The organism is Cupriavidus sp. H18C1 (genome assembly GCF_049311595.1).
Lineage (GTDB): Bacteria > Pseudomonadota > Gammaproteobacteria > Burkholderiales > Burkholderiaceae > Cupriavidus > Cupriavidus cauae.
This window is the reverse complement of record NZ_CP186009.1, coordinates 1,677,256-1,703,048: the sequence shown is the minus strand read 5'-3', so window position 1 is coordinate 1,703,048 and position 25,793 is coordinate 1,677,256. Positions and strand designations below refer to the sequence as shown.

Below are 25,793 nucleotides of genomic sequence, written 5' to 3'. Positions count from 1 at the left end.
GCAGTCGCCGGGCGGGGCGCTATTGCCGCGCGCCGGCCTTGACCAGGATCCTCTCGATCTCCCGATAGCCGCGCTGCCGCGCATGCTGCAGCGCGGTCACGCCCTTGCCATCGGGAATATTCACATCGGCCTTCGCATTGACCAGCAGGCGGACGATCTCGGTGTGCTTCGGTCCGCCATCGCCGAGAATGATAGCCTCGAGCAGGGCGGTCCACTGCAGCCGGTTGATGTGATTCACATCGACGCCGGCGGCGATCAGGATGCGCACGGTCTCGACATGGCCGCGCTCGGCCGCCGGAATCAGCGCCGTGCCGCCATAGCGGTTGGTGCTCTTCAGATCGGCGCCATGCGTCAGCGTCATCTTCAGGATCTCGTTGTGGCCGCGCGCGCCCGCATGGAGGTAGGCGCTGTCCTGGATGCGGTCCTTGGCATTGACGTTCGCGCCGGCGTCGATCAGCACCCTGGCGGCGTCGACATGGTTGTGGCGGGTCGCGATCAGCAGCGGCGTGGCGCCGCTCTCGTCCCGCGCTTCCAGATTGGCCCCTTGCTTGAGCAGCAGGGCAATGGCGGCGGCATCGCCGTTCGCGGCCGCCGCTTGCAGGCGGACATCCAGTTTGCCGGTACTGGCGCTGGCCGGGAGAATCATCAGCATGGCGATCAACGGCGCCAGAAGAAAACGTCTACGCGCTCGCAGCATTTTGTTCGGTAATGACAGGTCTCGACGACAGGTCGACGGGACGGGCAGTCGGGGACAAGCGATGGGCCCATCGGCCGTATGTGGCCTTGCCCAGGGCGGCATCTTAAATGGCCTCCCATTGATTCCCAAGCGAAATCATCGAATGGCGCCCAGTACCGGGGCGAATGGGCTATTCCACGCTGGCGTCAAGGCCGCCATTGCGGGGCGACGCGGATCGGGCTACCGTCGTTTCAGGACCGGGTGCAACGAACGCCCCCCGCAATGTCCGAATGAACGAATGCCCCACAACAAGGAGACCCCCCATGCCGGACCCGATCGACTATGCGCAATTGGTGGCGGCCATCGGCGATGCCATCGTGATCGCCGACGCCCAGGGCGCCATCACCCTATGGAATCCAGCCGCGGAGCGGATGTTCGGCTATAGCCAGGCCGAAGCGCTGGGCGAATCGCTGGACCTGATCATTCCCGAGCGTCTGCGCGCGCGGCACTGGCAGGGCTACGACAAGACGATGGCGACCGGCACCACCCGCTACGGCAGCGAATTGCTGAAGGTACCGGCGATCGACAAGGACGGCAAGGCGATGTCGATCGCCTTCACGGTGGCGCTGCTGAAGGACGCGGGCGGCGCCGTGACGGGGATCGTCGCGGTGATCCGCGACGAGACGGTCCGCTTCCAGGAGGAGCGGGCGCTGAAGAAGCGGCTCGCCGAGCTGGAGAGCCAGGTGGGCGAGCAGGCGTAGAACGGGCGTCGAACAGGCGCGGAGCGGGGGCTGGCGGCCTTATCGACCCGGCCGCGCTCCATCGCAAGTCCGGCGCATCGACATGAACGCGCTCGCGGTATATCGTTGCGCCCATTCGACAGGACAACGCCACCGTACCCATGACCAAGCTGATCGACTTCCGCAACGACCCCATTCCCACCCACGACAATCCGCGTCCCGACCGCCTGGTGCGCGGCAATCCCGATCGCACCACGTGGACGCATTACAGCGCGATGCATGGCGATTTCGATTGCGGCATCTGGGCCTGCGAACCCGGCGCCTGGCGCATTGCCTTTCCGGCGGGCAAGGAAGAGTTCTTTCACGTGATCAGCGGCCGCCTGCGCATCAGCGATGCCGCCGGTGAAGCGCGCGAATTCGGCCCCGGCGATGCCTGCGTGATTCCCGCCGGATTCGAAGGCGTATTCGAAGTGATCGAGCCGGTGCGCAAATATTTCGTGGTGCTGGATCGGGCGGCGGCGAAATCGATCTGAGTCTTTCCGATTGCCGCTGCGGCCAATAGGGCGATCGGCAATATTTCGCCCGACGATCGCCCGAATTACGCCCTAATTTCGCCCTAATTTCGCCCGACTCCACTCCGATCGCAAAGCGAAGCTAAAATGTCCCGCCATATAGCCACACCATAACGATGGAGACAACGATGAGACTGGCGGGCAAGGTGGCAGTGGTGACCGGTGGCGGTTCCGGCTTTGGCGAAGGCATCGCCAATCTGTTCGCGCGGGAAGGCGCCCGTGTGGTGGTCGCCGATATCGACGAGGCCAAGGCCACCGGGGTGGCGCAAGCCATCGAGCAGGCAGGCGGACAGGCCCGCGCCGTGCGCGCCGACGTCTCGAAGGGCAGCGATGTGGAAGCGATGCGCGAAGTCGCGCTGGCCGCTTTCGGCGATGTCGGCATCGTCGTCAACAATGCCGGCACCACGCATCGCAACAAACCCATTCTGGAAATTACCGAAGACGAATTCGATCGCGTGCAGGCGGTCAATGTCAAAAGCCTGTATTGGACCGCGCGCCATTTCATTCCGCATTTCCGTCAACGCGGCGGCGGCGTCTTCGTCAATATCGCATCGACCGCGGCAATCCGGCCGCGTCCAGGGCTGGTCTGGTACAACGCCAGCAAGGGCGCGGTGGTGACCGCCAGCAAGGCCATGGCGGCCGAGCTCGGACCGGACAATATCCGCGTCAATTGCGTCAATCCGGTGATCGGCGCGACCGGGCTGCTGGAGCAATTCATGGGCAAGCCCGACACGCCGGAGAATCGCGCCTCCTTCCTCGCGACGATTCCGATGGGCCGGATGTCCACACCGGCCGATATCGCGGCGGCCTGCCTCTACCTGGCATCGGACGAAGCCGCCTTCGTCACCGGCACCTGCATCGAAGTGGACGGCGGCCGCTGCGTCTGACCGCTTCGCACACCGCACCGGCCGCCCACGAGGCGGCCGCATCGTCACTGTCGACATCATCGTCACGCATGACAACCATCAGGAGACAGCCATGAGTTCCAAGGATGCCGGATTCGAAGACGCAATCTACCGCAAGGTCAGCTGGCGCCTCGTCCCGTTTCTGCTGCTGTGCTACGTGGTCGCGTATCTGGATCGCGTCAATGTCGGTTTCGCCAAGCTGCAGATGCTCAACGACCTGAAGTTCAGCGAAACGGTCTATGGCCTCGGCGCAGGCGTCTTCTTTATCGGCTATTTCCTGTTCGAGATTCCGAGCAATGTGATCCTGCACAAGGTCGGCGCCCGCGTCTGGATCGCGCGGATCATGATCACGTGGGGCTTGATCTCGGCGGCGATGATGTTCGTCACCACGCCGACGATGTTCTACGTGCTGCGTTTCCTGCTGGGCGTGGCGGAAGCCGGCTTCTTCCCCGGCATCATCCTGTATCTGACGTATTGGTATCCCGCCGAACGGCGCGGGCGCACGACGACGTGGTTCATGACCGCGGTCGCGCTGTCGGGTGTGATCGGTGGCCCGCTGTCGGGCTGGATCATGCAGACCTTCGACGGCCACAATGGCTGGGCTGGCTGGCAATGGATGTTCCTGCTCGAGGGCATTCCGTCGGTGCTGGTGGGCCTGTGGGTGCTGGCCTACCTCGACGACCGCATCGGCCATGCCAAGTGGCTGACGGCCGAGGAAAAGGCCGTGCTCGAGCGCAATGTCGCCGCGGAATCCGCGCACAAGGAAGACCTGCCGGTGCGCCGCGTGCTGTCGAGCCCGCGCGTCTGGATGATGAGCGCCATCTACTTCAGCTTCGTGATGGGCCTGTACGGCATCAGCTTCTGGCTGCCGACCATCATCCGGCAGACCGGCGTCAAGGGCGCGCTCGATATCGGCCTGCTGACCGCAATTCCCTATGGCTTTGCCGTGCTCGGCATGGTGCTGGTGGCACGCAGCGCCGACCGCAGCGGCGAACGGCGCTGGCATATCGCCATTCCCGCGCTGGCCGGCGCGATCGGACTGGTGCTGTCGGTGCTGTGGTACGACCGCACCGTGCTGGCGATGGTGGGCCTGACGCTGGCGACGATCGGCATCATGACCACGCTGCCGCTGTTCTGGAGCCTGCCGACGGCCTTCCTGGCCGGCACCGGCGCGGCGGCCGGCATCGCGATGATCAACTCGCTGGGCAATCTGGCCGGCTTTATCAGCCCCTATGCGGTCGGCTGGCTCAAGGACCTGACGCAGAGCACGAACGCCGGCATGTACCTGCTCGCCGGCTGCCTGGTCGTTGGGGCCGTGCTAACGCTGCTGGTGCCGGCGCGGCTGGTATCGCGGCAGCAGGGCAGCGCGCAATACGGCGGGGCGTTGGGCACGACGCGATAAGCGCGAACGTGGTCCGTCCGCAACGGGTTGGCGCGCTCAGCGCCCGAGCTTCGGGCGGACGGTCATTTCCGCTCAGTGCGGGAGTTTCGGGCGGACCGTCAGTTCAACGCCCAGTACATCGAGCAAGGCACGTAACGTCGACAGTTTGGGATCGCTGCCGGCGCCCAAAATCTTGTATAGCCCCGAGGTCGACAGGCCGGCGGCCTGCGCCGTTTCCGCAATGTTGCCGCGCGAGCGTGCGACCGCGGCCAGTGCTTCGGCGAACAACTCGGGGTGCTTCGCATCCATCAGCGCGTCCGCAAGAAACGCCGCGCGCGCCTCATCGGTGTCGAGATACTCCGCAGGGTCGAACGTGCGATATTCCAGATCCTTCATGCTTGCGTCCTCTTGATGTCTTCCCACAGGGCTTGCGCCTTGCGAATGTCGAGCTGTTGCGTCGACTTGTTCCCGCCGCCTAGCAGGAACACCACACGCATGCCTTCACGGGCGAAGTACACACGAAAACCCGGACCGTAGTCGATGCGAAGTTCCGCGACGCCTCCACCAACCGATTTCGCGTCCCCGAAGTTGCCGACGGACAGCCGCATCAGCCGTCGAGCGATCACCGCCTTGCTGGCATCGTCCGTCAGGCCGCTCAGCCAGCGTCGGAACGCCGGGTATTCGCGGATTTCTATCATAGTGGAATATTGCACTGTAGTGGAATCGAGAGGATCGTCCAATACGCAAAGCCCTTCTATTGGGCATAGCGGAGCACTTTTCGTATGTGGGAGTGCCACATCGACCGAGACCTTCTCACGGCGTGCAGCCGAACCGCCATGCGACGAGTCGCAAAGAAAGACTTGGGGCGGAGCGCTTACGGGAATGCCAGGCGGGGTGATGTGCTGCCGCGGCCCAGACGCGGCTCGGATCCATCATCCAGCCACGATCGGCGACCAGCCGCTTTGCGGCGTGTAATCGCTGCGGCAGACCCGGCCGTCGGGCAGCACGGCGATCACCATGACGGTGTCGCCCTGTGTCACGACGGTCGCGCCGCCGGCCGGGCTGACCGCGGTGTAGGGATCGATCGCCAGCAAGGGCGACCATTCGCCGCCCGGCGCCAGCGGGCGAAATGCGGCATGCAGCAGGCCGTCCACGCTGACGGCCACCGCCACCAGCGTGTCGCCGTGCCATAGCGCCAGGCCGAGGTGGCCTTGCGCGGCGAAGGCGGGCGCGGGGCCGATCGGCACAAGCGTCTCGAACAGCAGCGGCTGCAGGCCGAAGCCGCAGGCATGGAGCAGCCCGTCGCTGCCGACCGCCACCACGGCGACGCCATCGAGCGTGCCCGCGATGCCCGGTTTGACCCCCGGTTCCATCGCCACATCGCACTGGGCGGCCACCGATTCGTGCCAGAACGTGATGGTGTTGCCCTCGGGCACGTTTCCGGCGATCCAGCGCAGCGCGCCGCCGTCGTCGATGGCGACGACATCGACGGTACGCGGCTTGCGCGACAGCATCACCGGACCCGGCGTGCGTCGGTAGGTGCTGAGCGAATCGAGTTGCACGGGGGCGGAGAAGTCGTGATTGCCCATTTCGGTGGCGTCGTACTCGACCGCGACCAACTGGCCGCTCGGCTGGATCGCGGCCACCGTCGTCAGTTCGTACAGCGGATGGCACGCCGCCACGTCGTAGCCCGGGGCGAGGCTGGCGATCTCGGTCCAATCCCTGGCGATGTCCCCGGTATTGCCGAGCGTGTCCCAGTAGTAGTACCGCAAGGTGCCGCGGACGCTGGTGACGAAGACCTCGAACACCGTGCGCAGCAGCGGTGCCGTTTCCAGCGACACCAGCAGCGCCGGCTGCGAATCGGACAGCTGGAACGGCGCGCTGTCGGGCTGCGGAAGTTCGGGGCCGGGGCCGAACAGCCGCGACCACATCCGCAGGCTCAGCCTGTCATCGGCGCCCAGTCCGACCAGCAGGGCGCTGTCGCCGGCGATGGCCGCCGCGGCCGGCGCGGGCAGGATGCGCGGCCAGCCCATATGCACCGCGATCTTGCGCAGGTCCGGCATGCCGCCGATATGGCCCGGCGGATCGGACGCGGCAGGCGTGCAAAGCGAAGGATTGCGCAGCAGTTCCCGGATACTGGTGGGAAAGAGAAACTGCCCATCCCTGGCCGCCTGCATGCCCTGGATCGCGCAGACCACGCCGGCGATGACCGCCGATGCGCCCGAGGTGCCGCCGAAGGTGTGATAGGGATAGACCGGATCGTCGTACGGGCCGCGTGCGCCCTCGAAATCGGCGAAGCAGTCCACGCGTGCGCCGAAGGTCGAACCGCGCCGCCAGGGTTGCCGCACGCCGTCCACCGGCGCTGCCTGTGTCGCGCCGCCGACCAGGATGGCCAGCGAATCGCGGAACACCGGCTTGGCCGGATTGATGTGATCGCATTGAGGCCGGGCATCGAGGTCGTCCCCGGAGTTGCCGGCGGGCTCGACCACCGTGATGCCGAAGAAGACCAGCAGCTGGATGGTCTGCTGAACCTTCTTCGATAGTTCCAGCGGCAGGGCCGGGTCCTTGCCGGGAAGCGACAGCCAGGGCCGCGGGCTGGCCAGCTCGATCAGCACGACGCCGCCGGGCCGCACCGCATCGCCGGCGATCAGCAGCGCGGCGTCCAGCCAGTGCAGCCCATCGGCCCGCATCGACGTCACCACATGCGCATGCGCCTCGGGCGCGATGCCGACCATGCCGCCGCCGTTGTCGGGCGCCACGACAATACCCAGCGCGGCCGTGCCGTGGTTCCGGTCATCCTGGTCGCCCACGCCGAAGACCGAGACCCGCGCGACCGGCACGCTGGCCAGCTCGATATGCTGCAGGTTCCAGTCGTGCTCGAGGTCGACCACGTTGACGCCGCGGCCGGTACCGCCGGCCACGCGCCAGGCGTAGTAGGCATCGATGCCGCCCGGCGCCGCGGCCAATTGCGGGGACACGATCGCATCCTCGTTGGTGCCATAGGCGATACGCCCGGCGGGATACGCGGGCATTCGCGGCTCGGCCCATTCGACGAACGGCAGCGCGTACAGCAGGGCCGTCAGCGCTTCCACCTGCGCCGCCTCGCATGGCACCTCGAACCATGCAAAGGGGTCGGGCGGCTCCCCCGCCCAGCATCCGCGCCGCGTCGACCATATGGGCCAGCAAGGGGATCTGCTCGGCCGGAAAGCCCGGGTCGAGCCGCAGCCCGGGATAGCTGGCCGCGATCTCGTCCCACCATGGCCTGAGCTCGCCCAGATACTGCTCGGCGCCGCTCTCGTACGGCAGCACGAAGCCGTCGAACAGCTTCACGTCGACATAGGCCTCAGCCATCGCCGTCTCCCGGCGGCACGTCCTCTTCCGCCATCACGTCGAAGCGCAGATGCGAGACGGGTGGCCCCGCCAACGGCGCACGGCTGCGTTCGACCCACAGCACCGGGTGTCCTTCGGTATCGCGTGCGAGGCGGGCGCGACGGCGCAGCGAGACGCCGCTGCTGGCGATCGCCTCGGGCGCGATCTCGTGGCCGCGCCCGAAGCCGGGGCCCGACGGCCCGCCGATCAGCCGCGATGCCGGACCGGGCCGCACGCGCGGCAGCACGCCGCTCAGATCGGCCACCAGCCCCTGTTGCCAGTCGCCATGGACCCCGTCGGGGCCGGTACGCCGATACGGATGCCAATGCGTCGGCAGGGTGGTCGATGGCAGATAGCGGAACTGGCGCGACCCGGTGCGCGTGGTCTCGCGCGCGGCCGCCTCGCTGGTGTCATCCGGCAGCAGCACGCGGCCGTCGGCGCGCAGCTCCACGGCCCAGGCCACGTTGGCGTCCTCGTCGATGCCGAGCGAGACGTCGTCCAGCCAGGGGCCGGCATGCGGTGCCACTGCGACGGGCCAGATCAGCAGCGCGCCGGCCTCCATGCCGGTGGTGCGGAACAGCGACCAGGCCTGCGGGCCGTCCGCCGGGGGCGGCGCCAGCGTCCACGTATCGTCGAAGCTGTCGTGCACCACCGTCTCGCGCAGCGTCACCAGCATGCCGGACGAGGGCGGCCGCTTGCCGCCCGCGGTCGGCGGTGGCTCCGGCACCGGAAACCAGAACCAGTCGTCGGCATGGGCCAGCGCCACATCGAGCAGCAGCGCGGTGCCCAGATGCGAGCGGTCCGGCGAGAAGGCGCCCAGGTCCACGGCACCATCCTCGATCTGCCACCAGCGCGGATGCGGCGCGCCGGGGTAGGACAGGCGGCTGACCAGCAGTTGCCGCGACGAGGTCATCGACGCCGACGTGCCTCCATTCGTGCCCGCGTTCGTGCCCCCGTTCGTGCCGCCGTTCGTGCCGCCGTTCGTGCCGGCGTCCGCGCGCAGCACCGTACCGCCCGCGTCGGCGGAATACCAGTCCACGTCGCCGCCATCGTGATCGCGAATTTCCAGGCCGCGCGTGCCCGCGCTGAAGTGGGCATCGTGCGTCAGCCGGCGCGACGACCAGTTGTCGGCGGGCGGCGATGGCACCTCGTTCCACAGCGCATGGCCGGCGAGCAGCCCCGCGGTGAAGATCGCGCGGCCGTCCAGTTCCTCCGACATGGCGTCGTAAGGCGGCGGCAGCGGACCGAGGCGCAAGGTCCGCAGGCGCTGCGGCGCGAGCGCTGGCAACAGCGGCGCGGCGGCGCGGCCCAACCGCACGCGCCGGCCGATGGTCCACCAGTCGCCGGGCTCGGCCTCGACCAGCGCCTCGGCCGGGATGCGCGCCGGATCGAGATCGGGCCGGCGCGGCGCATAGCGCAAGGGCTCATGGGTGACGCTGACCGCCACCGCGAGCGGGCTCGATACGTCTTCGCCCTGCAGCTCGCCGAGCTGCCATTGCCGCGTCAGGAACCAGACGGGATCGGCGACGCGTGCACGCAGGCCGCGATGGAAGTCCGTCGGCGGGCTGAGCGGTTCGAGGCGGAAGTGCAGGGACATGGCGGTCTCGATCGGTGGGCTGTGAGCGGTCGTCGCCGGCCGGCGCGTGCGGTCAGGTCCAATGGCTCCAGAACATCTCCGGCAGGGAGGACAGCGCCGCCGGCGTCGCGACCCGGCTGCCCGGCCGCGGACGGCAGGCGCGGGCACGCGCGAGCTGCCGCGTCTCCAGCACCAGCGCCGCCAGTTCCGCGTCGCTCAGGCGCCGGCTCCCGTCAGGCGGCACGGCGAGCAGCACCGCCTGCGGCGCGCGCGACTTCGGGCCGTTGAAACCGAATGCCGCGCTGGTGGTGTGCCGAGTCGACGGGATCGCGTCCTGCCAGGCGTCGAGGCCGGCGATCGCGACGGTCGCCATGCTGCCGGCCAGCGCGGCCGAGTCCGGCCCGTAGGCCACCACCACCGGCCCTGCAGCACTCCACGGATCGCCCGAGCCATCGGCGGTCCGCACGGCGGCGCGCCACGGCTGCGTCGCGGGATCGAGTTGCCAGGCCTCCAGGCTTGCCAGACGCGGACGCACGGCGGCAACGATCTCGAGCCATTCGCGGTCGGTGCGCGGGCGTCCTTCGTCGTCGCGCATCGCGGCGCGCAGCGGACCGACGGCCAGCGACGGCACCAACGGCAGCACCGGCAGGCGAGCGTGGCCGACGAGGGCACGAATCGATTGCCGCAGGCCGCGCACGCTGTTGGCTTCGGCTTCGGCTTCGGCTTCGGCTTCCGGCGCGGCCGCCAGGCGGGTCTGCAAGCGCGCCAGCGCCTGCGCCAGCGGCTCGGCATCGTCGGCCTGCACGGCGCCCCAGGCGCGGCATTGCGCAAGGCACCATGCCACCGCGGCGGGGTCGTTCCAGATCGGCCGCGGCGAGCGCGGCCAGCAGCGAGGTCAGCCGGTTCCGCAGCGTGCTCAGCCGGGCCGCCAGATCGGCCACCATCGCATCGCGCAACGGCGAGGCGGGCGCAGCGTCGTCGTCGCGGCCATCGACCGCACCGGGCAGCGGCGGATCGCTGTCGCCGCCGCCGAGCAGCTCGGCGAGGCGCGTGGCACGGGCCAGCTTGTCGGCGCCGGTACCGGATGCAAACGGCAGCGACGCATCGCGCTCGCCGCGCAGGCGCTGCGTCAATTCGCCCGGCGACAGCGCGAGTGCCTCGATGCTATGCAGGCCGAGATCGGCCAAGGTCACGGTATCGGCACCGATGGTCCAGGTCCAGCCGCTGGCAGCGCCCAGTTCCCGCTCGAGCAGGCTCGCAAACGCGGGATCGGCGAGAACGGCGGGCGGCGCACCCGCCTCCGCGGCATTGCCCGGCGGCAGCACGGCCCACACCGAGACGCGCACGCTGCCGGCCTGCCGCGGCGTGCGCATGGCCCGCAGTTCGGGCGGCGGACCGAGGCCCGCCGCGGCTTCCATTGCCGCGTTGCCCATGCCGCCATGACCGGAGACCAGCGCATGGATGCCGTCGGTCACCAGCAGGTCGGCATAGGTGTCGAGCGCCGCATCGCAGGTCGCCAGCGCATCGCGCACGCCGGCCGGCAGCGCCGGCGGCGCGGGATCGCCCGCCTGAGGCCGGAACAGCAGCCGCAGCACGCGCGCGCCGTCGCAGCATCGCGTGCCGGCATGCGTGTCGCGCATCGGATAGTCCTCGCGCAGTTTGCGCACGGTATCCCAGTCGCCGACGATGCGCTCGACCTCGAGGCCCAGCGCCTCGTAGGGATGCACGCCGAGCCGGACACGCTCGGCCAGACGCATCGCGGCGCGAACCTTGGCCGAATCGATCTCGATCTTCCAGCGCGCATCGCCGGGATGGCGGACCGCCGCATCGCGCAGCAGCGCGGCCGTCATCGCCTGCGCGTGCGACGGCGCGTGCAGCAGCCCGGCGGCGGTGGGGCCGGGCGGCAGGCCATGGCCCGGATTGGCCGCATCGTAGGGCGCCGGCGCATCGACCCAACCGTATACGCCGAGCCGCCACGGCGCCCGCGCGTTCTGCAGCTCGCGCAGGCGCGAATGGGCAAGGCCGGTGATCCACGGATCCACGCGATGGCTGGCCGTATCCAGCGCGGCCAGCACGCCGCCGAAGACGCCGTCGGGATCGTCGGCGTAGGCCCGCACCAGCGCGACCAGCGCCTCGATGCCGCGCCAGCAGCGCTTGGCCACGCGCTGCGCGCCGGGGTCGGGCGAAGCAAACAGGTCGTCCAGCTGCGGTTGCGATGGCGTGCCCGGATAGCCGCGCTGCACCAGATCGATCAGCGCATCGGTGCCCGCCTGCAGGGGCAAGGGCGTGTGCGGGTCGACGGGCTGGCCGGCGTCGATGGCCTCGCGCGCCTGGCCGACGCTGGCGCGCAGCAGGCACAGCGATTCGAAGATCAGATGGCCGAGCAGGCCCAGCTTGCGGTCCCAGCGGTACGGGAAGGCTTCGCCCTCCATTTCCAGCAGCAGGCGCAGGGTGTCGGGGTCGTCGGCGTCGGCTTCCGGCGTGCTGGCGGGCAGATGCGCCTGCTCCGTGAAGGCGCCCAGCGGCGATAGCGGCGTCTTGCGCCCGGCCAGGGTCGATGCCGTCTCCCGCTCCCAGGCGCTCGGCTCGAGCGGCGGCAGGCCGCGCATCGCACGGATCGCGTTGACCACCGGCAGCGGCGAGGCGAGGCGAACGGCCCAGCGGCGCGTCGGCGTGTCCTCGCCCAGCAGTTCTGCCGCCCGCTGCGCGGACGCGCCCACCACGGTGCCGGGATGGATCGCGGCGTCGGCCGCGGCCGCATCGCGCCACGGGCCGGCCCAGTCGCGAATCTGTCCCGCCGTGATGTTTTGCCCGGTCCAGCCGGCTAGCACGGTGGCCGGCAGCAGGCCGTAGGGCTGCGAGCCGACGCGGATCGCCGGATACGGCCCCTGCGGCGCGAGCCACGCCTGCGCCCATTCGGCCAGGCGCGCTTCGTCTTCGCCGGCGCCGATCACATCGCGCAGCGCGTGGCCCCACAGCACGGGCCACAGCGCGTGCACGACCAGCCGATCGTATCCGCTGGCGCCGATGTCGCCGCCTTGCAGCTTGATCGGAACGGCATCCGGCCCGGCCAGCGCCTGCATCACGGCGGCGGACGCACTGTCCGCGGCCGGCGGCGCATCGTCGATGCCTTCCCATGCGGCCGCATTGCCGCCGGGGTTGCTGCCAGCATTGCTGCCGGTGTTGGCGGTGGCTTCGCCATCTACCGTATTGGTCGGCGTCCCCGGCCGCAGCACCGACAGCCGTCCGGTGACGGCGTGCATCGCGATCAGCGGTTCGGGAGAGGCGTCGCCCATGCCGGCCACCACGATGGCATCAAGCCCGGGCGCCTGCGCGCCGGGCGGGAAGGAGATCTCGATCGCCAGCCCCACCGCCCTGGCGACCTCGAAGGAGGTCCACCACGTCCGCGGCAGTTCGCCGGTGGCGGCAGGGGTCTCGAACGCGGTCAAGCCGAGCTGTTCGGCAATCCGTTCCCGGTTCGGATGCATGGTGCCGGCCAGCGTAGGCGCGCCTGCTTGCCCGGTCTCGACGAACCAGACGTGGATCGCGGGCGGCAGGCCGTAGGGCCGATGCGTGTCCGGCCAAGCCGAGGGATCGCGCGGCTGCGCCGTGCCGCGGTCGGTGCGCGGCGCGGGATCGGCCACGATCGCAACGCTGCGTCGCAGCCACAGCGCGCGTTCGGCCCCGAGCCGCGCGCACAGCATGCGCCATTGCATGCCGGCATCCGCAGGGAACTGGCGCAGCACGTCGTCGTAGAGATCGAGCTCGGCCGGCGACGGCGCGATGGGCCGGCGCGCCATCGAGAATTCGTCGGGCCATACGCGCAGCCGCAGCATCCAGCCGGGCCGGGTGCCGTCCGGCGCGTAGAAGCGGGTTTCGATGCGCAGGGGCGCCAATACCTCGACGGCGCTCATGCCAGCTCCAGCTTGCCGATCATCACGCGCACCGGTGGGGCAAAGGTCTCGAAGCCGTAGGCCGCGCCGTCGGCGACGGTGCCGGTGGGCCGGTCCTGATCGTCGTGCCGGCTGTAGAAGCGGTAGCCGGCCGGCGGCTCTTCCAGTACCACCCAATAATTGGCCAGATCCGCCGGGGCCACGTTGAAGGCGAAGAACGCGACGTCGGGGCCGATCCTGCCGGGGAACGTCGGGAATTGCTTGCGCGACTCATCGAGCGGCTGGTCCGCGGGCGGCACCGTCCAATCGGCCTCGGCCCGGTACAGATACACCACCGTGTCCGGATAGCGCCGGAACAGCGGGGTCTTGAACAGCACGACCGCCTCGCTGGCTCGCGGGGTCGGCGTCAGCGCGGACCCGCCCAATGCCGTATCGGCGGGCCAGTTGCGGATCGGATGGATATCGAACTGGCCGCCGGTGCGCTGCCAGAACTTGCGCAGCGGCGACCAGCGCGGGGCGATCGGGAAATTGCGCCAGCGCAGTTCGCCCAGCGCCTGGTGATTGGCGCCGACCAGCACGCCCTCGACAAAGGCGGGATGCGTGGCCAGGCCCACCACGCGGTCCTGCTGCAGATCACCGATGCCGGGCAGCATCCAGTCGGGCGCGGCCTCATTGAGGAATTGCCAAAGCGGCAGATCCAGCTCGGGTTCGATTTCGACGGGGCCGATGTCGACGATGCCGGGCAGGGTGGCAAGCACGCGATTGACCACGGGCGGGCGCGCGGCGAAAGGGTCGACGGCATCGGCGACGCGTTGGCCCAGCAGGTTCAAGTCCACCGGCCGGCAACGGGGGCGGCTTGCCGCGAGCGTGTCGATCCATTGTCCCGTGGCGGCCTCGTCGATCGTCTGCCCCGGTTCGCGCACCGCGCGAATGACCTTCTCCGGATCGACGCGGCCATCGGCGTAGGGCGTCAGCGCATCGAGCGCGGCGGCAAGCCGGTTCAGGTCCTTCGTCGTTTCGCTGTCCATCAGCAGCCGGAACAGGTCGTCGGCCTGCCGCTCGTCGTCGAAGGCGCGCCGGACCGCGTCCTTCAATATGGGGCCGGCGTCGCCGGGCGGCATGTGCCAGATCGCATCGGGATCGTCGGGCGCCACGGGGCACGCGGCGGCCGCTTCGAGCAGCACGCGATGGGGAATGACGCCGTCGCGGGTCAGCGCCGAGCGCGCCGGGCCCGGACGCAGCGCACGCCGCGCGGCCGAGGACCAGATCGCCGGCACCATGCCGGGCGTGCGGCCGGTCAAGGCCGACGACACCGTCTGCTGCGCGTTTACCGGCATGCGGCCCAGCATGGCGCCGAGCACCGCCAGCTTGTCGACGGGATCGGGCGGCATATGGCGGAACCACAGCGAGCGCGAGACCTCGACCCCGAGCGCGACGTTGCCGATGCGCTCGCGTGCGATCGCCAGATCGCCGGCACGTGTGGCGGCGGCCTTGGCGATGCGGTCCTGCCATACGATGGCGGCCCATGCGCCGAGGCCGGCCGCGCCGCGATGGCGGGGATCGGTATGGAACTGCGCGCTCCATCCGGCCGCCGGCGTCGTGCCCGGCATCGTGAACGGCGCGTGGTAGCGCGGCGAGGTCAGCAGCCAGCGGCCCGGCGGCATGGGCGGCATCGCCGTGAGCGCGGCGGTTTCCGCGGCGAGCCAGGGGGCGACCGGATCCGGCGGCGCGCCCACCATGCTGACCCGTTGCAGCGCGCCGCCCATCGCGAGTGCCACGGTGGCGGGCTCGCCGGCCGCGGCCGGGCCGCGCCGCCGGCAATGCAGCTTCGCGCGCCCGAAGTCCTCCTTCAGCTCGCCGTCGGCCGGCGTGCGCAGCCGCCTGGCGATCTCGCCGAAGTCGCCGCCTTCGCCGGTCCGAAAGCCCCAGCTGTCGTAGCACGTCACGCGCACCGGCTGTCCCGCCACGACCGGCCACGCATCGCGCAGCGTGCCGTCGGGCTCGACCACGTAGGCGGGCACCACGCAGGCGACGTAGGCTGTCTGGGGTTCGAACTTCTTCGGGCTCAGGATGCGGCTGTACCAGTCGCCGTCGATCTCATGCACATGGGCCCACTGGTGCGAGGCATCGAGCCGATGATCGGCCTGCGCCTGGGGGGGACAGCGTGACGCGGCCATCGCGGCCGGGCACGACGTCGGTGGGCAGGCCCACCACCAGCACCAGCCATGGCCGGATCGCGGCGGGCAGGCGCGAATCGGGCGAATACCGCCACGGCAGGTCCAGCGTATCGGCGTGGCTCAATTCGACCAGCGCGCGCTTGGTGTTCTCTGCATCGGACGCGCCCGGCGGCGGATAGCGCCGGGTGATCGCCCGGGGCGCCAGCCGTTGCACATCGCCCGGCCCGAACAGCTCGTAGGGGGGCGGGCGCGGTGATCGAGCGGGGCGTCCCACTGAGGACGATTTCCTCCAGCGTCAGCGTGGCGCCGGCCTGCAGCCGTCCCGCCACCACGTTGCCGTTGGCGCCGTGGCGCAGCGCGGTGACCTGCCAGGAATGGAACTTGGCCATGCTCAGACTCCGGACAGGTCCACCGGCGACAGCAGTTCCGCCATCGGCACCGCTCCGCCGGTGCTGTTGCCGCGGGCGAAGGCATGCGCCGCGGTGGCGCTGGTGTAGCTCGCCAATTCCGTGGGCGGGACCGTGGCCCACACTTCGCGGGTGGCGTGGATCAGTTGCGCGGTACTGCCAAGCGCCGGGGGACGATGGCTGGCCGCGACCAGATGGGCGATCGCCCGCAGATCGGTGCGCGCTGCGACCTTTGCGTCCTGCAGTTCGGGCGGGATCACGACGAGTTCGACCTCGCGCGTGTCGTCCACGTGCGTGCTGTAGTGCGCCGCGCCGCTGCTCAGCACCACGCCAGCATCGAGCATGTCGAACGGTGGCCGGTTCAGCTGTTCGGCCTCGTTCAGGTTGCAGTAGTGGCCCGGCGCGAAACGTTCGGTGACCGGATCGCCCGGCGTCACCACGCGCACGCCGGCGCGCGCCGGCAGCGGCAAGCCGTCGACGCGGTCGATCGGCAGGCCCAGCGGCGCGCGACGTTGGGACCATTGCAGGGCGCCGGTCGGCGGCACGGCGGCAACGCCCGGGCGCGTGGGGCGCGGGGCTAGCACCACGGCCGGATCGTCGATCGATGCGGCCCGCACATTGCCGGCCCGCACGATCTCCTGCTGCACGATCGTCAGCAGTTCGCCGGGGCTGGCCGCCATATCGGCCGGGCCGCTGCCCAGCGTAAAGGTCTCGTCCCAGGAGACGTCAAACAGGAAGGTCTCGATGGTCAGCCGGCCACGAATGACCAGCGGCCCGGGACCGGACACGGTGCCGTCGAGCCGCACGCCGCCGAAGCTGAAGCCGCCGGCGCTCACGTCGAAGCCCGCGGAGGCATTGGCAACGAAGGCAAACGGGCGGAACTGCACCAGCGCATCGAGCTGCAGGAAGCCATGCGCGGTCAGCCCCATCGAGAACGTGATGTCGAAGCGCCCGCCGAGCTGAATGGTGTTGCTCGTGAACGCCAGATAGCCTTCGGCGCGGATCGACAGCGGCCCGCCCAGCGTTTGCAGCGACAGTCCGACGCGGCGCAGCGCCGGCAGCTGTGCCGGCTCGGGATTGAAGCCCGGGTAGAAGCCGCCGATCGACACCACCGCATACGCCTGGCTGCCCCAGTGCAGCCGCATCGCGGCATCGCCGTAGACCGAGAAGACGCCGAGCACATGGCTGTCGACCAGGCTGGCGTCGATCGATACCAGCGCCTGCGCCGGATCGACGATGCCGAGCAGGTCCAGCCGCAGCTGCACCAGCCCCGGCACGCCGGGGATGCCGGCGCGGGCGACGCCGAGCAGCACGACCTTGCCGCTCGGGACCTCGGCCACGAGACCCAGATCGAGCGACAGGAAGCTGCCCGCGCCGGCCGACAGCCACGCGAGCCGCAAGGTCGGCGCGATCAGATGGTGGTCGCGGAACGCCGGAAAGAAGCGCCGCAGCGCTTCGATCGCGACGCTGGGGTTCGCCGGCGGGCGCGTGGCCAGCAGCGTGTCGGCCGCCGCGCCGGTCCGCACGGCCAGTGCGAGCGCGTCGGTATCGGCGCGACGGTGCACGCCGACCAGTCCGCCGACGCGGTCCAGCGAGAAGCCGAAGGACAGCTGGATCGGCGGCATGAACGCCACGCCCATCAGCGCCAGAAACGACGGCACGCCGTCCGGCAAGGCGTTCGAGCACCGCCGATGCGCTGACCGACACGGCGCCCAGCGGCACGTTGAGCGCGCCGCCGAAGCCGGCGGACGCAGGCAGGCGCACGATCGCGCCGCCGCCCGGCAAGCCGCCCCCCGAACGGGGGAGGGCAGCGAGACGGCGATGCCCGACGGTTGCTGCGGCCCGACGGTGAACGGCGGCAGCGTGGTGTTGTCCGGCAGCTTGGGCTGCAGCACCAGCGACGACGAGGAAAGCGCGAGCTTCAGCGGGCCGAGCGGCAGTTCGCCATTGAGGCCCTGCGGGCTGTCCCAGTTCAATGCGCCCACCAGCTCCTGCAGGCCCGGGATATCGGGCAGGCCTTCGAGCAGATAGCGGTGCAGATGCGCGGCGATTTTGTCGCGCGCGGCGGTCCAGGCGTCGACGGCCGCCGTCCAGGCGCTCGCGGACGGCGCCTGCTGCGCGAGCAGATCCAATTGCTGTGCGGCCGCCTGCAGCGCATCCAGATCCGCGGTGGGAGCGGCCGGGCCGAGCGCACGCCGCAGGCTGTCCCCCCAACTCCACCGCGTATCGGATGACTTCGCTGCTGGCCATGCGTCGTGCCCTGGCGTACTGCGTCGATCGAGGACCGCCCGGCCAGGCCGGGCGAGCAGGCGGTCCGTGCGATCCGGGTGGGGCAGTGCCGCTCGGCACCCCCGATGCCTCACACGATGGAAGGACAGGGACGTCTTATCTGAGGCGACGGCAACGATGGACGCAAATGAATTCTGTGCAGGTCTGGTCCGCGCGCGGTTTTATTCGTATCAGGGCTGAAACAGTGCGATGGCCGCGGCGTTTGCGCGCGCGGCCATCGATGCCGCCTTGGCGGGGACGAGTGGCGGGGGCCACTAGCGGCGAGCCGTGCGCCGCCGCTCCCGCCAGATCAACGCGCCATGGACCAGGCCCGCCGCAAGGCTGGTCTGCCCGCTGTAGTGCACCAACCCGAGCGCCCAGCCGCGGTGGCCCACCAGGACCCACAACGCGAGCAGCAGTCCCAGCCAGCCGGCGGTGCGCAGCATGCGCGTGCGCGAGCGTGGCAGCAGAACGTCAAACACCGCTTGCTGATGCCGCTCCATCGCGAGGGCCAGCGCGCCGAACGCGACGATGCAAAGGATGAAGGCGAGCAGGTCCATCATGCGCGGTCCTCCGACAGCGTGGCAGGAGCGGAGGTGGTGGCGGTGGCGGTGCTCGCGCGCGTTCTTCTGGCCGGCTTGATCCGCGGCCGATGCCGGGCGGTGCGCAGCGCCAGCATCGCGTGCAGCGCGGCCAGGGCCCACATCATCAGATCGAAGCCGGCAAACACCCAGTCGCCGTCGGCCACGCTGCGCCACAGGCCGCGGTCGGTGGTCAGCGCGTTGAGGACGGGCAGCAGCGCCAGCAGCGCGGCACCCAGCCACAGCAGTTCGATCCACGCCTTGCGCGCGGGACGCAGCAGCGCGACCAGCAGCGTCGCCGCCCACGCGATGAAGAACAGGTGGATCTCCCAGGCGCCGCGGGCCGCGAGCTCCGCCGGCAGCAGGCGATTGGCCCACAGCATCGCCGTCATCGCAACGGAAAGCCCGGCGATCGCGGCGATATTCAGACGCTCGACCAGCCAGAAACCGAAATACGGCCGCTCCGGATCCGGCAGCTTCTGGCGACGCTTGACGGTCCACATCACCAGACCCGTGCCGACCATCGCCGTGCCGGCGAGACTGACGATGAAGTAGAGCCAGCGCAATTGCAGATCGCTGAATCGCCCCAGATGCAGCGCATACATGACGCCGCGCACCTCGGCCGCCGGGCCGACGCTGTCGCGCGTCTCCAGCAGCTTGCCGGTGGCGCCGTCGAACACCAGGTACTGCGGGCTCATCGACACGCGCGCGGCCTCGCCGCGCAGCACGGTGACGCGGGCCGACGCATCGCCGGCATGGGCGATCGTCACCCGGCTGATGTTGTGCTGGCCCCAGCGCACCTGGGCCTGGCGCACCATGTCATCGATCGGCGCGAGCGGAGCGGGGATGCCGCTGGGTTTGCCGGGCGGCGGCGACGCATTCAGCTGCGCCGTCAGCTGCTGCCGCTCGGCCGGCGTCTTGAAGGCTGCCTGCTGGCCCCATGGCATGTACATCGCCATCAAGGTCACCAGGCCGGTATAGGTGATCATCAGGTGGAAGGGCAGGCCGAACACCGACAGCGCGTTGTGCGCATCGAGCCAGGAGCGCTGGCCTTTGCCCCAGCGGAAGGTGAAGAAGTCGACGAAGATCTTCTTGTGGGTGATCACGCCGCTGACGATCGCCACCAGCATGAACATCGCGCAGAAGCCCGCCAGCCAGCGACCCCACAGCACCGGCATGTAGTGGAACTGGAAGTGGAAGCGATAGAAGAACTCACCGCCGTGGGTCTCCCGCGCCGCGACCTTCTGGCCCGTGGCCGGGTCGAAGGTGCCGCTGTCGAACGTGCGCTTGCCGGGTGGGGCGCCCACCGTGCGCCAGAACGCGCTGACCACGTTGTGCCGGTCCGTCGGCATCTCCATGCCCCACAGCGGGCTGCCCGCGGCGACGGTCGCCAGCGTGTCGGCCACGCGCTGCGCGGCCGCGGCGGGATCGGGCACTTCGAGCTGATGCGCCAGTTCCGGGCGCATCCATTGGGAGATCTCGTCCTTGAAATAGCTGACCGTGCCCGTCAGGAACATCGCGTAGAGAATCCATCCGACCAGCAGGCCGGCCCACGTATGCAGGTCCGACATGGTCTGGCGGATGCCGCGGCCCTTGGCGGCGATGTCGCTGTGGTTGTCGATGACGTTGCGCGGCGTCACCGTAGACTTCGCGGCGGACTTCATGATGCGCTCCCTCCCACGCCGGCATACCAGGCCGCCAGCAGCAGCGGGACGGCCGCCACCAGCAGTCCGGCCCATGCGCGCCGCGCGCTGCGTACCGCGAACACCCAGATCACGGCGCCCGCATAGATGGCGAAACTGGCCAGCATGCCGGTCAGCACGGCTTGCGGCTTGCTGATCGGCAGCGCCAGCGCGGCGACGCTCGCCAGCGCGGCCAGCGCATAGCCGCCCAGCACGGCGGCGACGATGCGCGAAACGAGCGAGCCGATCTTCAGGGCTCGGGGCACGGCAGCTTGCATTTACTGTTTGGCCTTCTTGTCGGCGTTGGGTGCGGGGACGGCCGGCACCGCGGGTACGGCCGGCAGGCCGTCGGGTTTGACATAGGTCAGCGTGCTGACATAGTCGACGCGATGATATCGCTCGGGCCCGGCCTGTCCCTGGCGCTCGCCCGGGGTGTCGTCCTGATGGCTGACCTCGGCGACGTAGACGCCTTGCCACGGCATGTCGAAGGCGACCTTGCCGTGCTCGTCGGTCTGCTTCTCCTTGGCCCAGCCCGACTGCGTCACCAGCGCGACCTTAACCTTGGGCAGCGGCTTGCCGCGGAAGAACACCTGCAGCTCCCCGGCCTTGCCCGCCGGCACCACGTCAAGGACCAGCTTGGGCGCCTGCGGCGCGAGCTCCGTCACCAGCCGCGCGGCGGGGAAATACCAGCCGGTCAGCTGCTGGTCGCCGCGCTTGAACGGGTACAGCGGGTAGTGGGGCGCCTGCGCGACGATCGCGTCGCCGCGCTTGGCCTGGAAGGGCAGGGTATAGCCGTCGCCGGTCTTGACGCCGTCGGCGGCCTGCTCGCCCTTGGCCGAGAGCAGCGCGGCGCTCGGCACGCCAAGCTTGTCCAGCGTGCCGGGCGAGACCTCGCGCAGGTTCTCGGCGAATTCGCCGAAGCGGACGCTGGCGTTCTGGCCAGGCGCCTGCTCGATCCAGATCTGGTGCGAATGCGCCGCGGTGGCGAAGGCCATCAGGGCGACGGCAAGCGATGCGTAAGGTTTCATGGGATAGCCCTTAGAAGTCGAATTGCGCCGAGAGCATCAGCGTGCGGGGAGCGGCCACGGTGACATAGGTACCGCTGGCCAGCCAGTGGTTGTCGTTGAACAGGTTCAGCACATTGGCGCGCAGCACCACCGGCGTGCTGCCGACGCGGGTGCGATAGCGGGCGCCGATGTCGTAGCGGGTATAGCTGGGCAGGCTCAGCGTATTGGCCGCGTTGAAGTACATCGACGAGGTATGCAGCATGCGGCCGGACAGGCTCAGGCCCTGCACCCACGGCGTATCCCAGTCGACCCCGAGGTTGAAGGTCCGCTTGGGCACGTTGTTGGCGTCCTTGCCGTCGTTGACGCCGCCGGCGGTACGGGTCAGCTTGGCGTCGAAGAAGGTGGCGCTGGCCATCAGCCGCAGGCCGCGCATCACCTCGCCATACGCCGACAGCTCGAGGCCGCGGTTGCGCTGCTCGCCGTCGAAGCTGTAGATGTTGGTGGCCGGGTCGGTGACGGCGCTGGGGCGCTCGATCTGGAACACCGACACGGTGGTGGTGACGCGGCGGCTCCAGTCGACCTTGACGCCGGCCTCGTATTGCTTGGACTTGTACGGCGCGAACACCTCGCCCGCGTTGGCGGTGCCGGCCGGGGCGACGCCGCCGCGCGTCAGGCCCGCGGTGTAGTTGCCGTAGACCGAGACGTTCGACAGCGGCTTGATCACGATGCCGGCGAGCGGGGGAGACCGCGCTGTCGTCGTACTTGCCAGTCTGCACGCCGGCGGTGAAGTTCTCCAGCGCCACGCGCTGATGGCGCAGGCCGCCGGTGATCAGCACGCGATCGTCGGCGAAGGACAGCGTGTCGGTCAGCGAGAAGCTGGTCAGTTCCGTTTCCGAAGCACGCTGCGCATCGCCGCGGATGCCGCGCACCGGGGGAATCGGCACGGGGTTGTAGATGCTGGAGGGCACGCCGTCGGCGGCCGGATTGGCCAGATAGAAGTTGCCCGCCTCCTGATCGAGCCGCGTGGCGCTGAACGTCACGGTATGGCCGACGTTCCACGTGGCAAAGCTTGCGCGCGCGCCGACCTCGGCGGTCCGCGTCTTGCTGTACGCGTCATACCAGGCGTTGTTGACGGTGAAGTTGCCCTGCGCGTTGAGACGGCCCGACGGGAAGTCCTGATAGGTCGACCCCTCGTGATAGCCGGCCGCGCCCCACACCATCAGGTTCGGCGCGATGTCGTACTCGACGCGGCTCATCACGGCCGTGTCGTGCAGGTTCAGTTTCGTGCCCGGATAGAAATTGCGGTGGCCGGAGGGGGGCTTCGGGGATGGCGGTTACCGTCGGCAGGAAACCGATCTGCGGACGGAAGTTGTCGATGCCCTCGTGCTGGCTGTAGGCGTCCAGCGACCAGCGCAGCTTGCGGCCGCGATAGTCCAGGCCGATCGCGCCGACGGTCTGTTCGGCGCGGCCGTCGTCCAGCGTCGTCTTGCCGTTCTGATAGGCGCCGTTGAAGCGCACGCCCCATTCCTTGTCCTGGCCGAAGCGTCGGCCGATGTCCGCCTGCACGCCGAGCTGCGACTTGCTCTGGAAGCTGCCGGTCAGGCGCGTCAGCGGTTCGTCGCCGGCGCGCTTGGTGACGACGTTGATCGCGCCGCCGATGCTGCCGCTCGGGCCGATGCCGTACATCAGCGTGCCCGGGCCCTTGAGCACCTCGACGCGCTCCATCATCAGCGTGGGCATCCGGTTCGCGGACGCCATGCCGTAGAGGCCGTTCAAACCCACGTCGCCGCTCGACACGGTATAGCCGCGGATCTGGAAGTCCTCGCCGAAGCCGCCGCTGGAGGTCAGCGTGCGCACCGAAGCTTCGCTGACGACCACGTCCGCCAGCGTGCGGGCCTGCGTGTCCTGCAGCATCTCGGCGGTGTAGTTGGTGGTGCTGAACGGCACGTCCATCACGTCGGCCGTGCCCAGCACGCCCAGGCCGCCGCCGCGCGCGACCTGGCCGCCGGCATACGGGGCCGGCAGAGCGCCGTCGCTGGCGGAGGCCACCACGGTCGCCGTGGGCAGCATCGCGACGCCATCGCCGGCATCCGCGGACCGCGGCGCGGCATTGACGACATAGGTGCCGTTCGCCTGCTCGACGGCCACCAGCCCCGAATTGGCCAGCAGCGTGTCCAGGCCGCGGCGCACCGTGTAGTTGCCCTGCAGGCCCGTGCTGCTGCGGCCGGCGGTCAGCTCCGGCTTGAACGACAGCATGATGCCGGCCTCGCGGCCGAAGCGGCTGAGCGCATATTCGAGCGTGCCGGCGGGGGATGTCATAGCTGCGGCTTGCCGCCGCCGGCTGGGCGTGCGCGATCGCGGGGATCGACAGCACCGGCGCGGCAACGGCGGCGCCGAAGGCGATGTGCCGCGCCGCGCGAGCCAGCAGCTTGCGCCGGAATCGGTGAGTTGGCTGGCGCGTCGGCGCCGTGACGTGGACCCGGAGGGAACCCATGATCTGACCTTTCTGAAGGAGGAGAAGTTGGAGTGCTCACCTCCATGACCCGCGAGAAACCAAAACGGATCAGCTCGCGGCAACTTTTTTTGCAGATCGTCGTGTATTACCCCTTTGCGGCGGGTGCCCGGACAAGCCGGATCTCCCTTCGCCCCCACAGGCTCGTCACCACTTCGGTGCGTACCTCCAGCGTCGTGCCAAGCGCGCTCAGGACCTTGCCGATGTCGTCGACCGGGAACGAGCCCGACACGCGCAGGCCGGCCAGCGCCGGGTCGCAGGACAGCGCATCGGGGCTGTAGCGGCTCAGCTCCACGAGAAAATCGTCCAGGCGCATGCTGCGGGCGACGATGAAGCCTTCGGCCCAGGTCGCGCCGGCGGTGTCGGCCGGGGCAGGCGACGTGATGCTGTCCGCCGTATAGCTGGCGCGATAGCCGGCCGGCAGCACGATCGCGCTGGCGGCATTGCGGGTGGGGCGGATCTGGACCTTGCCCTCGAACACGCTGACCTCGGTATCGTCGCCACGCTGGCGCACGACATAGCGCGTGCCCAGCGCCTGCACGGTGCCTTGTGCCGTCTCGACCAGGAAGGGCCGGGGCGGCGACGCCTGGTCTTTGGCGGTGGTAATCAGGATCTCGCCGGCCAGCAGCTTGACGCGCCGCTGCGCCGCGTCGAAGTCGATGTTCACCGCGCTGGCGGTGTTCAACCACAGCTGTGTGCCGTCCGCCAGCACCAGCGAACGGCGCTCGCCGACCGCGGTGCGATGGTCCGCCGCCCATTGGCGCCACGGCGTATGGTCGCGCGCGCTCCAGGCAAAGCCCCCGGCGAACAGCGAGACCGCCAGCACCTTGATCGCGCGGCGGCGCTTCGGCGAACCCGGCGAACCCGGCGGGGCGAGCGCGGCCCGCGCGATATCGGCGGTCACCGGCGAGGACAGCGGCCGCAGCCGGTCCTTGACCGACTCGATCCGTTGCCAGGCCCGCTCGTGATCGGGATGCGCGGCGCGCCAGCGCTGCCAGGCCGCGACGACCTCGGGCGCCACGTCGTCGCCCTGCAGTTCGAGCAGCCGTTCCAGCGCGCGCTCGGCCACGTCGGCCGGGATGTTGGCGGCGTCGGCGGTGCTCTGGTACCAGGAGGAGGCCAAGGGGCGTTATCCGATCGTGATGCGAGGTGATGGGGCGGGATGCGCGGTCATTCGACGGGCTGCGGCTTCAGGCGGCGTCATGCGGCGTCATGCGACGAACGACAGGTCGGCGAAGAAGCATCGCTGCAGCGCCTTGACGATGTAGCGCTTGACCGTCGGGATCGAGATGCCCAGCGCCTCGGCCACCTGGGCGTGCGTCTGCCCGTCGAGCTGGGACAGCAGGAAGGCCTCCTTGACGATCCGCGGCAATCCGTCGAGCAGGCAGTCGAGCTCGAGCAGCGTCTCCAGCAGGATCGCCCGTTCCTCGGGCGACAGTTCGACCCGGCTGGGCGCCTGCGCCAGGGCTTCGAGATAGGCGCGCTCCAACTTTTCGCGGCGCCAGTGGTTCGACACCAGCCGCTGCGCGACGGTGGTCAGGTAGGCGCGGGGCTCGTCCAGGCGGCTCGGCACGCGATCGCTGTTGAGCAGCCGCACGAAGGTGTCGTGCGCCAGGTCGCCGGCCTGCTCGGCGCTGCCCAGACGCCGGTGGAGCCATCCCTTGAGCCATAGATGGTGGTCGCAATACAGCGACTCGATGCTCGTAGGGAGAAGGCAGCCCGGCGTACTCATGTTCCAGCAGTTGGATCCGCTCGGCCGCCGGTCCGGCGCAGCGGAAGGCGGCATGCCGAGGCGGACGGCAAAATGGCGTCAGAAAGGATGTAAATAGTAATCATTATTAATAACAGAGTTAAACAAAACCTGTCAAGGCGGCAAGAAAGCGAAAGACGGGCGAAAAGGAGCGAGGAGGGGAAGGAGGAAAGAGGGAAGTGAGCGGAGGAGGGGAAGGACGGAAGAGGGAAGGCGAAGGGAGAACGCACCGCCGCCGGTGCCGCCGGCCAACCGGCAGCCCGCGGCTAGCCCACTGCCACATTTCTGCCACGCGCC

General features: G+C 69.6%; 22 protein-coding genes. 4 read left to right on the top strand and 18 right to left on the bottom strand.

Features of this window, described 5'->3' with window-relative positions; translation table 11 throughout:
- Window positions 1–19 precede the first annotated feature (19 nt).
- On the bottom strand, window positions 20–652 hold the full coding sequence (locus tag OJJOAM_RS23565) for an ankyrin repeat domain-containing protein (RefSeq protein WP_422650051.1): 633 nt from the start codon (window positions 650–652) through the stop codon (window positions 20–22).
- Window positions 653–999: 347 nt separating this feature from the next.
- Between OJJOAM_RS23565 and OJJOAM_RS23560 the strand changes: the two genes are divergently transcribed.
- The 4 genes from OJJOAM_RS23560 to OJJOAM_RS23545 all read left to right on the top strand — a co-directional run bounded on the left by OJJOAM_RS23560 (window position 1,000) and on the right by OJJOAM_RS23545 (window position 4,295).
- A complete protein-coding gene (locus tag OJJOAM_RS23560; protein ID WP_422650050.1) occupies window positions 1,000–1,437 on the top strand; it encodes a PAS domain-containing protein in 438 nt (145 codons plus the stop codon).
- A gap of 140 nt (window positions 1,438–1,577) precedes the next feature.
- Window positions 1,578–1,949 (top strand): cupin domain-containing protein, encoded by a 372-nt coding sequence (locus OJJOAM_RS23555; RefSeq protein ID WP_422650049.1) that lies wholly within the window; start codon window positions 1,578–1,580, stop codon window positions 1,947–1,949.
- 167 nt (window positions 1,950–2,116) lie between these two features.
- The gene (locus tag OJJOAM_RS23550; RefSeq protein WP_422650048.1) at window positions 2,117–2,875 is read left to right on the top strand and encodes a glucose 1-dehydrogenase; all 759 of its coding nucleotides are present in this window, start codon (window positions 2,117–2,119) and stop codon (window positions 2,873–2,875) included.
- Between the two features lie 91 nt (window positions 2,876–2,966).
- Complete coding sequence (locus OJJOAM_RS23545) at window positions 2,967–4,295, top strand: MFS transporter (protein ID WP_422650047.1); 1,329 nt, start codon at window positions 2,967–2,969, stop codon at window positions 4,293–4,295.
- A 72-nt stretch (window positions 4,296–4,367) separates the two neighbouring features.
- Here the strand turns inward: OJJOAM_RS23545 and OJJOAM_RS23540 are convergent, their stop codons facing one another.
- From OJJOAM_RS23540 to OJJOAM_RS23460, 17 genes are all read right to left on the bottom strand, one after another.
- Window positions 4,368–4,670 carry an addiction module antidote protein gene (locus OJJOAM_RS23540; protein WP_422650046.1) on the bottom strand — a complete coding sequence of 101 codons (303 nt, stop codon included), beginning with the start codon at window positions 4,668–4,670 and terminating at the stop codon, window positions 4,368–4,370.
- Window positions 4,667–4,972, bottom strand: coding sequence for a type II toxin-antitoxin system RelE/ParE family toxin (locus OJJOAM_RS23535; protein ID WP_422650045.1), 306 nt, complete (start codon window positions 4,970–4,972; stop codon window positions 4,667–4,669). Before OJJOAM_RS23535 ends, OJJOAM_RS23540 begins: the two co-directional genes overlap by 4 nt.
- Before the next feature lie 234 nt (window positions 4,973–5,206).
- Window positions 5,207–7,366, bottom strand: a complete 2,160-nt coding sequence (locus tag OJJOAM_RS23530) for a hypothetical protein (protein WP_422650044.1) — start codon at window positions 7,364–7,366, stop codon at window positions 5,207–5,209.
- A 251-nt stretch (window positions 7,367–7,617) separates the two neighbouring features.
- A complete protein-coding gene (locus OJJOAM_RS23525; RefSeq protein ID WP_422650043.1) occupies window positions 7,618–9,240 on the bottom strand; it encodes a hypothetical protein in 1,623 nt (540 codons plus the stop codon).
- A gap of 52 nt (window positions 9,241–9,292) precedes the next feature.
- Complete coding sequence (locus tag OJJOAM_RS23520) at window positions 9,293–9,463, bottom strand: hypothetical protein (protein WP_422650042.1); 171 nt, start codon at window positions 9,461–9,463, stop codon at window positions 9,293–9,295.
- Window positions 9,453–13,133: a hypothetical protein gene (locus OJJOAM_RS23515; protein ID WP_422650041.1), complete on the bottom strand. Its 3,681-nt coding sequence runs from the start codon at window positions 13,131–13,133 to the stop codon at window positions 9,453–9,455. Before OJJOAM_RS23515 ends, OJJOAM_RS23520 begins: the two co-directional genes overlap by 11 nt.
- Window positions 13,130–15,217, bottom strand: coding sequence for a hypothetical protein (locus tag OJJOAM_RS23510; protein WP_422650040.1), 2,088 nt, complete (start codon window positions 15,215–15,217; stop codon window positions 13,130–13,132). Before OJJOAM_RS23510 ends, OJJOAM_RS23515 begins: the two co-directional genes overlap by 4 nt.
- Window positions 15,210–15,563: a hypothetical protein gene (locus OJJOAM_RS23505; protein WP_422650039.1), complete on the bottom strand. Its 354-nt coding sequence runs from the start codon at window positions 15,561–15,563 to the stop codon at window positions 15,210–15,212. Before OJJOAM_RS23505 ends, OJJOAM_RS23510 begins: the two co-directional genes overlap by 8 nt.
- 117 nt (window positions 15,564–15,680) lie before the next feature.
- On the bottom strand, window positions 15,681–17,828 hold the full coding sequence (locus OJJOAM_RS23500) for a DUF6603 domain-containing protein (RefSeq protein ID WP_422650038.1): 2,148 nt from the start codon (window positions 17,826–17,828) through the stop codon (window positions 15,681–15,683).
- Between the two features lie 411 nt (window positions 17,829–18,239).
- Entirely contained in the window at window positions 18,240–18,527 is a 288-nt protein-coding gene (locus tag OJJOAM_RS23495; RefSeq protein ID WP_422650037.1) for a DUF3325 domain-containing protein, read from the bottom strand.
- Window positions 18,524–20,209, bottom strand: coding sequence for a PepSY-associated TM helix domain-containing protein (locus OJJOAM_RS23490; protein WP_422650036.1), 1,686 nt, complete (start codon window positions 20,207–20,209; stop codon window positions 18,524–18,526). Before OJJOAM_RS23490 ends, OJJOAM_RS23495 begins: the two co-directional genes overlap by 4 nt.
- Complete coding sequence (locus tag OJJOAM_RS23485; RefSeq protein WP_265634037.1) at window positions 20,206–20,505, bottom strand: DUF3649 domain-containing protein; 300 nt, start codon at window positions 20,503–20,505, stop codon at window positions 20,206–20,208. The genes OJJOAM_RS23490 and OJJOAM_RS23485 overlap by 4 nt, the downstream gene beginning before the upstream one ends.
- Window positions 20,506–21,255 (bottom strand): DUF4198 domain-containing protein, encoded by a 750-nt coding sequence (locus OJJOAM_RS23480; RefSeq protein WP_422650035.1) that lies wholly within the window; start codon window positions 21,253–21,255, stop codon window positions 20,506–20,508.
- Window positions 21,256–21,265: 10 nt separating this feature from the next.
- Entirely contained in the window at window positions 21,266–21,958 is a 693-nt protein-coding gene (locus tag OJJOAM_RS23475; RefSeq protein WP_422650034.1) for a TonB-dependent receptor, read from the bottom strand.
- 389 nt (window positions 21,959–22,347) lie between these two features.
- Window positions 22,348–23,553: a TonB-dependent receptor plug domain-containing protein gene (locus OJJOAM_RS23470; RefSeq protein WP_422650033.1), complete on the bottom strand. Its 1,206-nt coding sequence runs from the start codon at window positions 23,551–23,553 to the stop codon at window positions 22,348–22,350.
- A gap of 281 nt (window positions 23,554–23,834) precedes the next feature.
- A complete protein-coding gene (locus OJJOAM_RS23465) occupies window positions 23,835–24,869 on the bottom strand; it encodes a FecR domain-containing protein (protein WP_422650032.1) in 1,035 nt (344 codons plus the stop codon).
- A gap of 87 nt (window positions 24,870–24,956) precedes the next feature.
- Window positions 24,957–25,478, bottom strand: coding sequence for a sigma-70 family RNA polymerase sigma factor (locus OJJOAM_RS23460; protein WP_149318414.1), 522 nt, complete (start codon window positions 25,476–25,478; stop codon window positions 24,957–24,959).
- Window positions 25,479–25,793 lie beyond the last annotated feature (315 nt).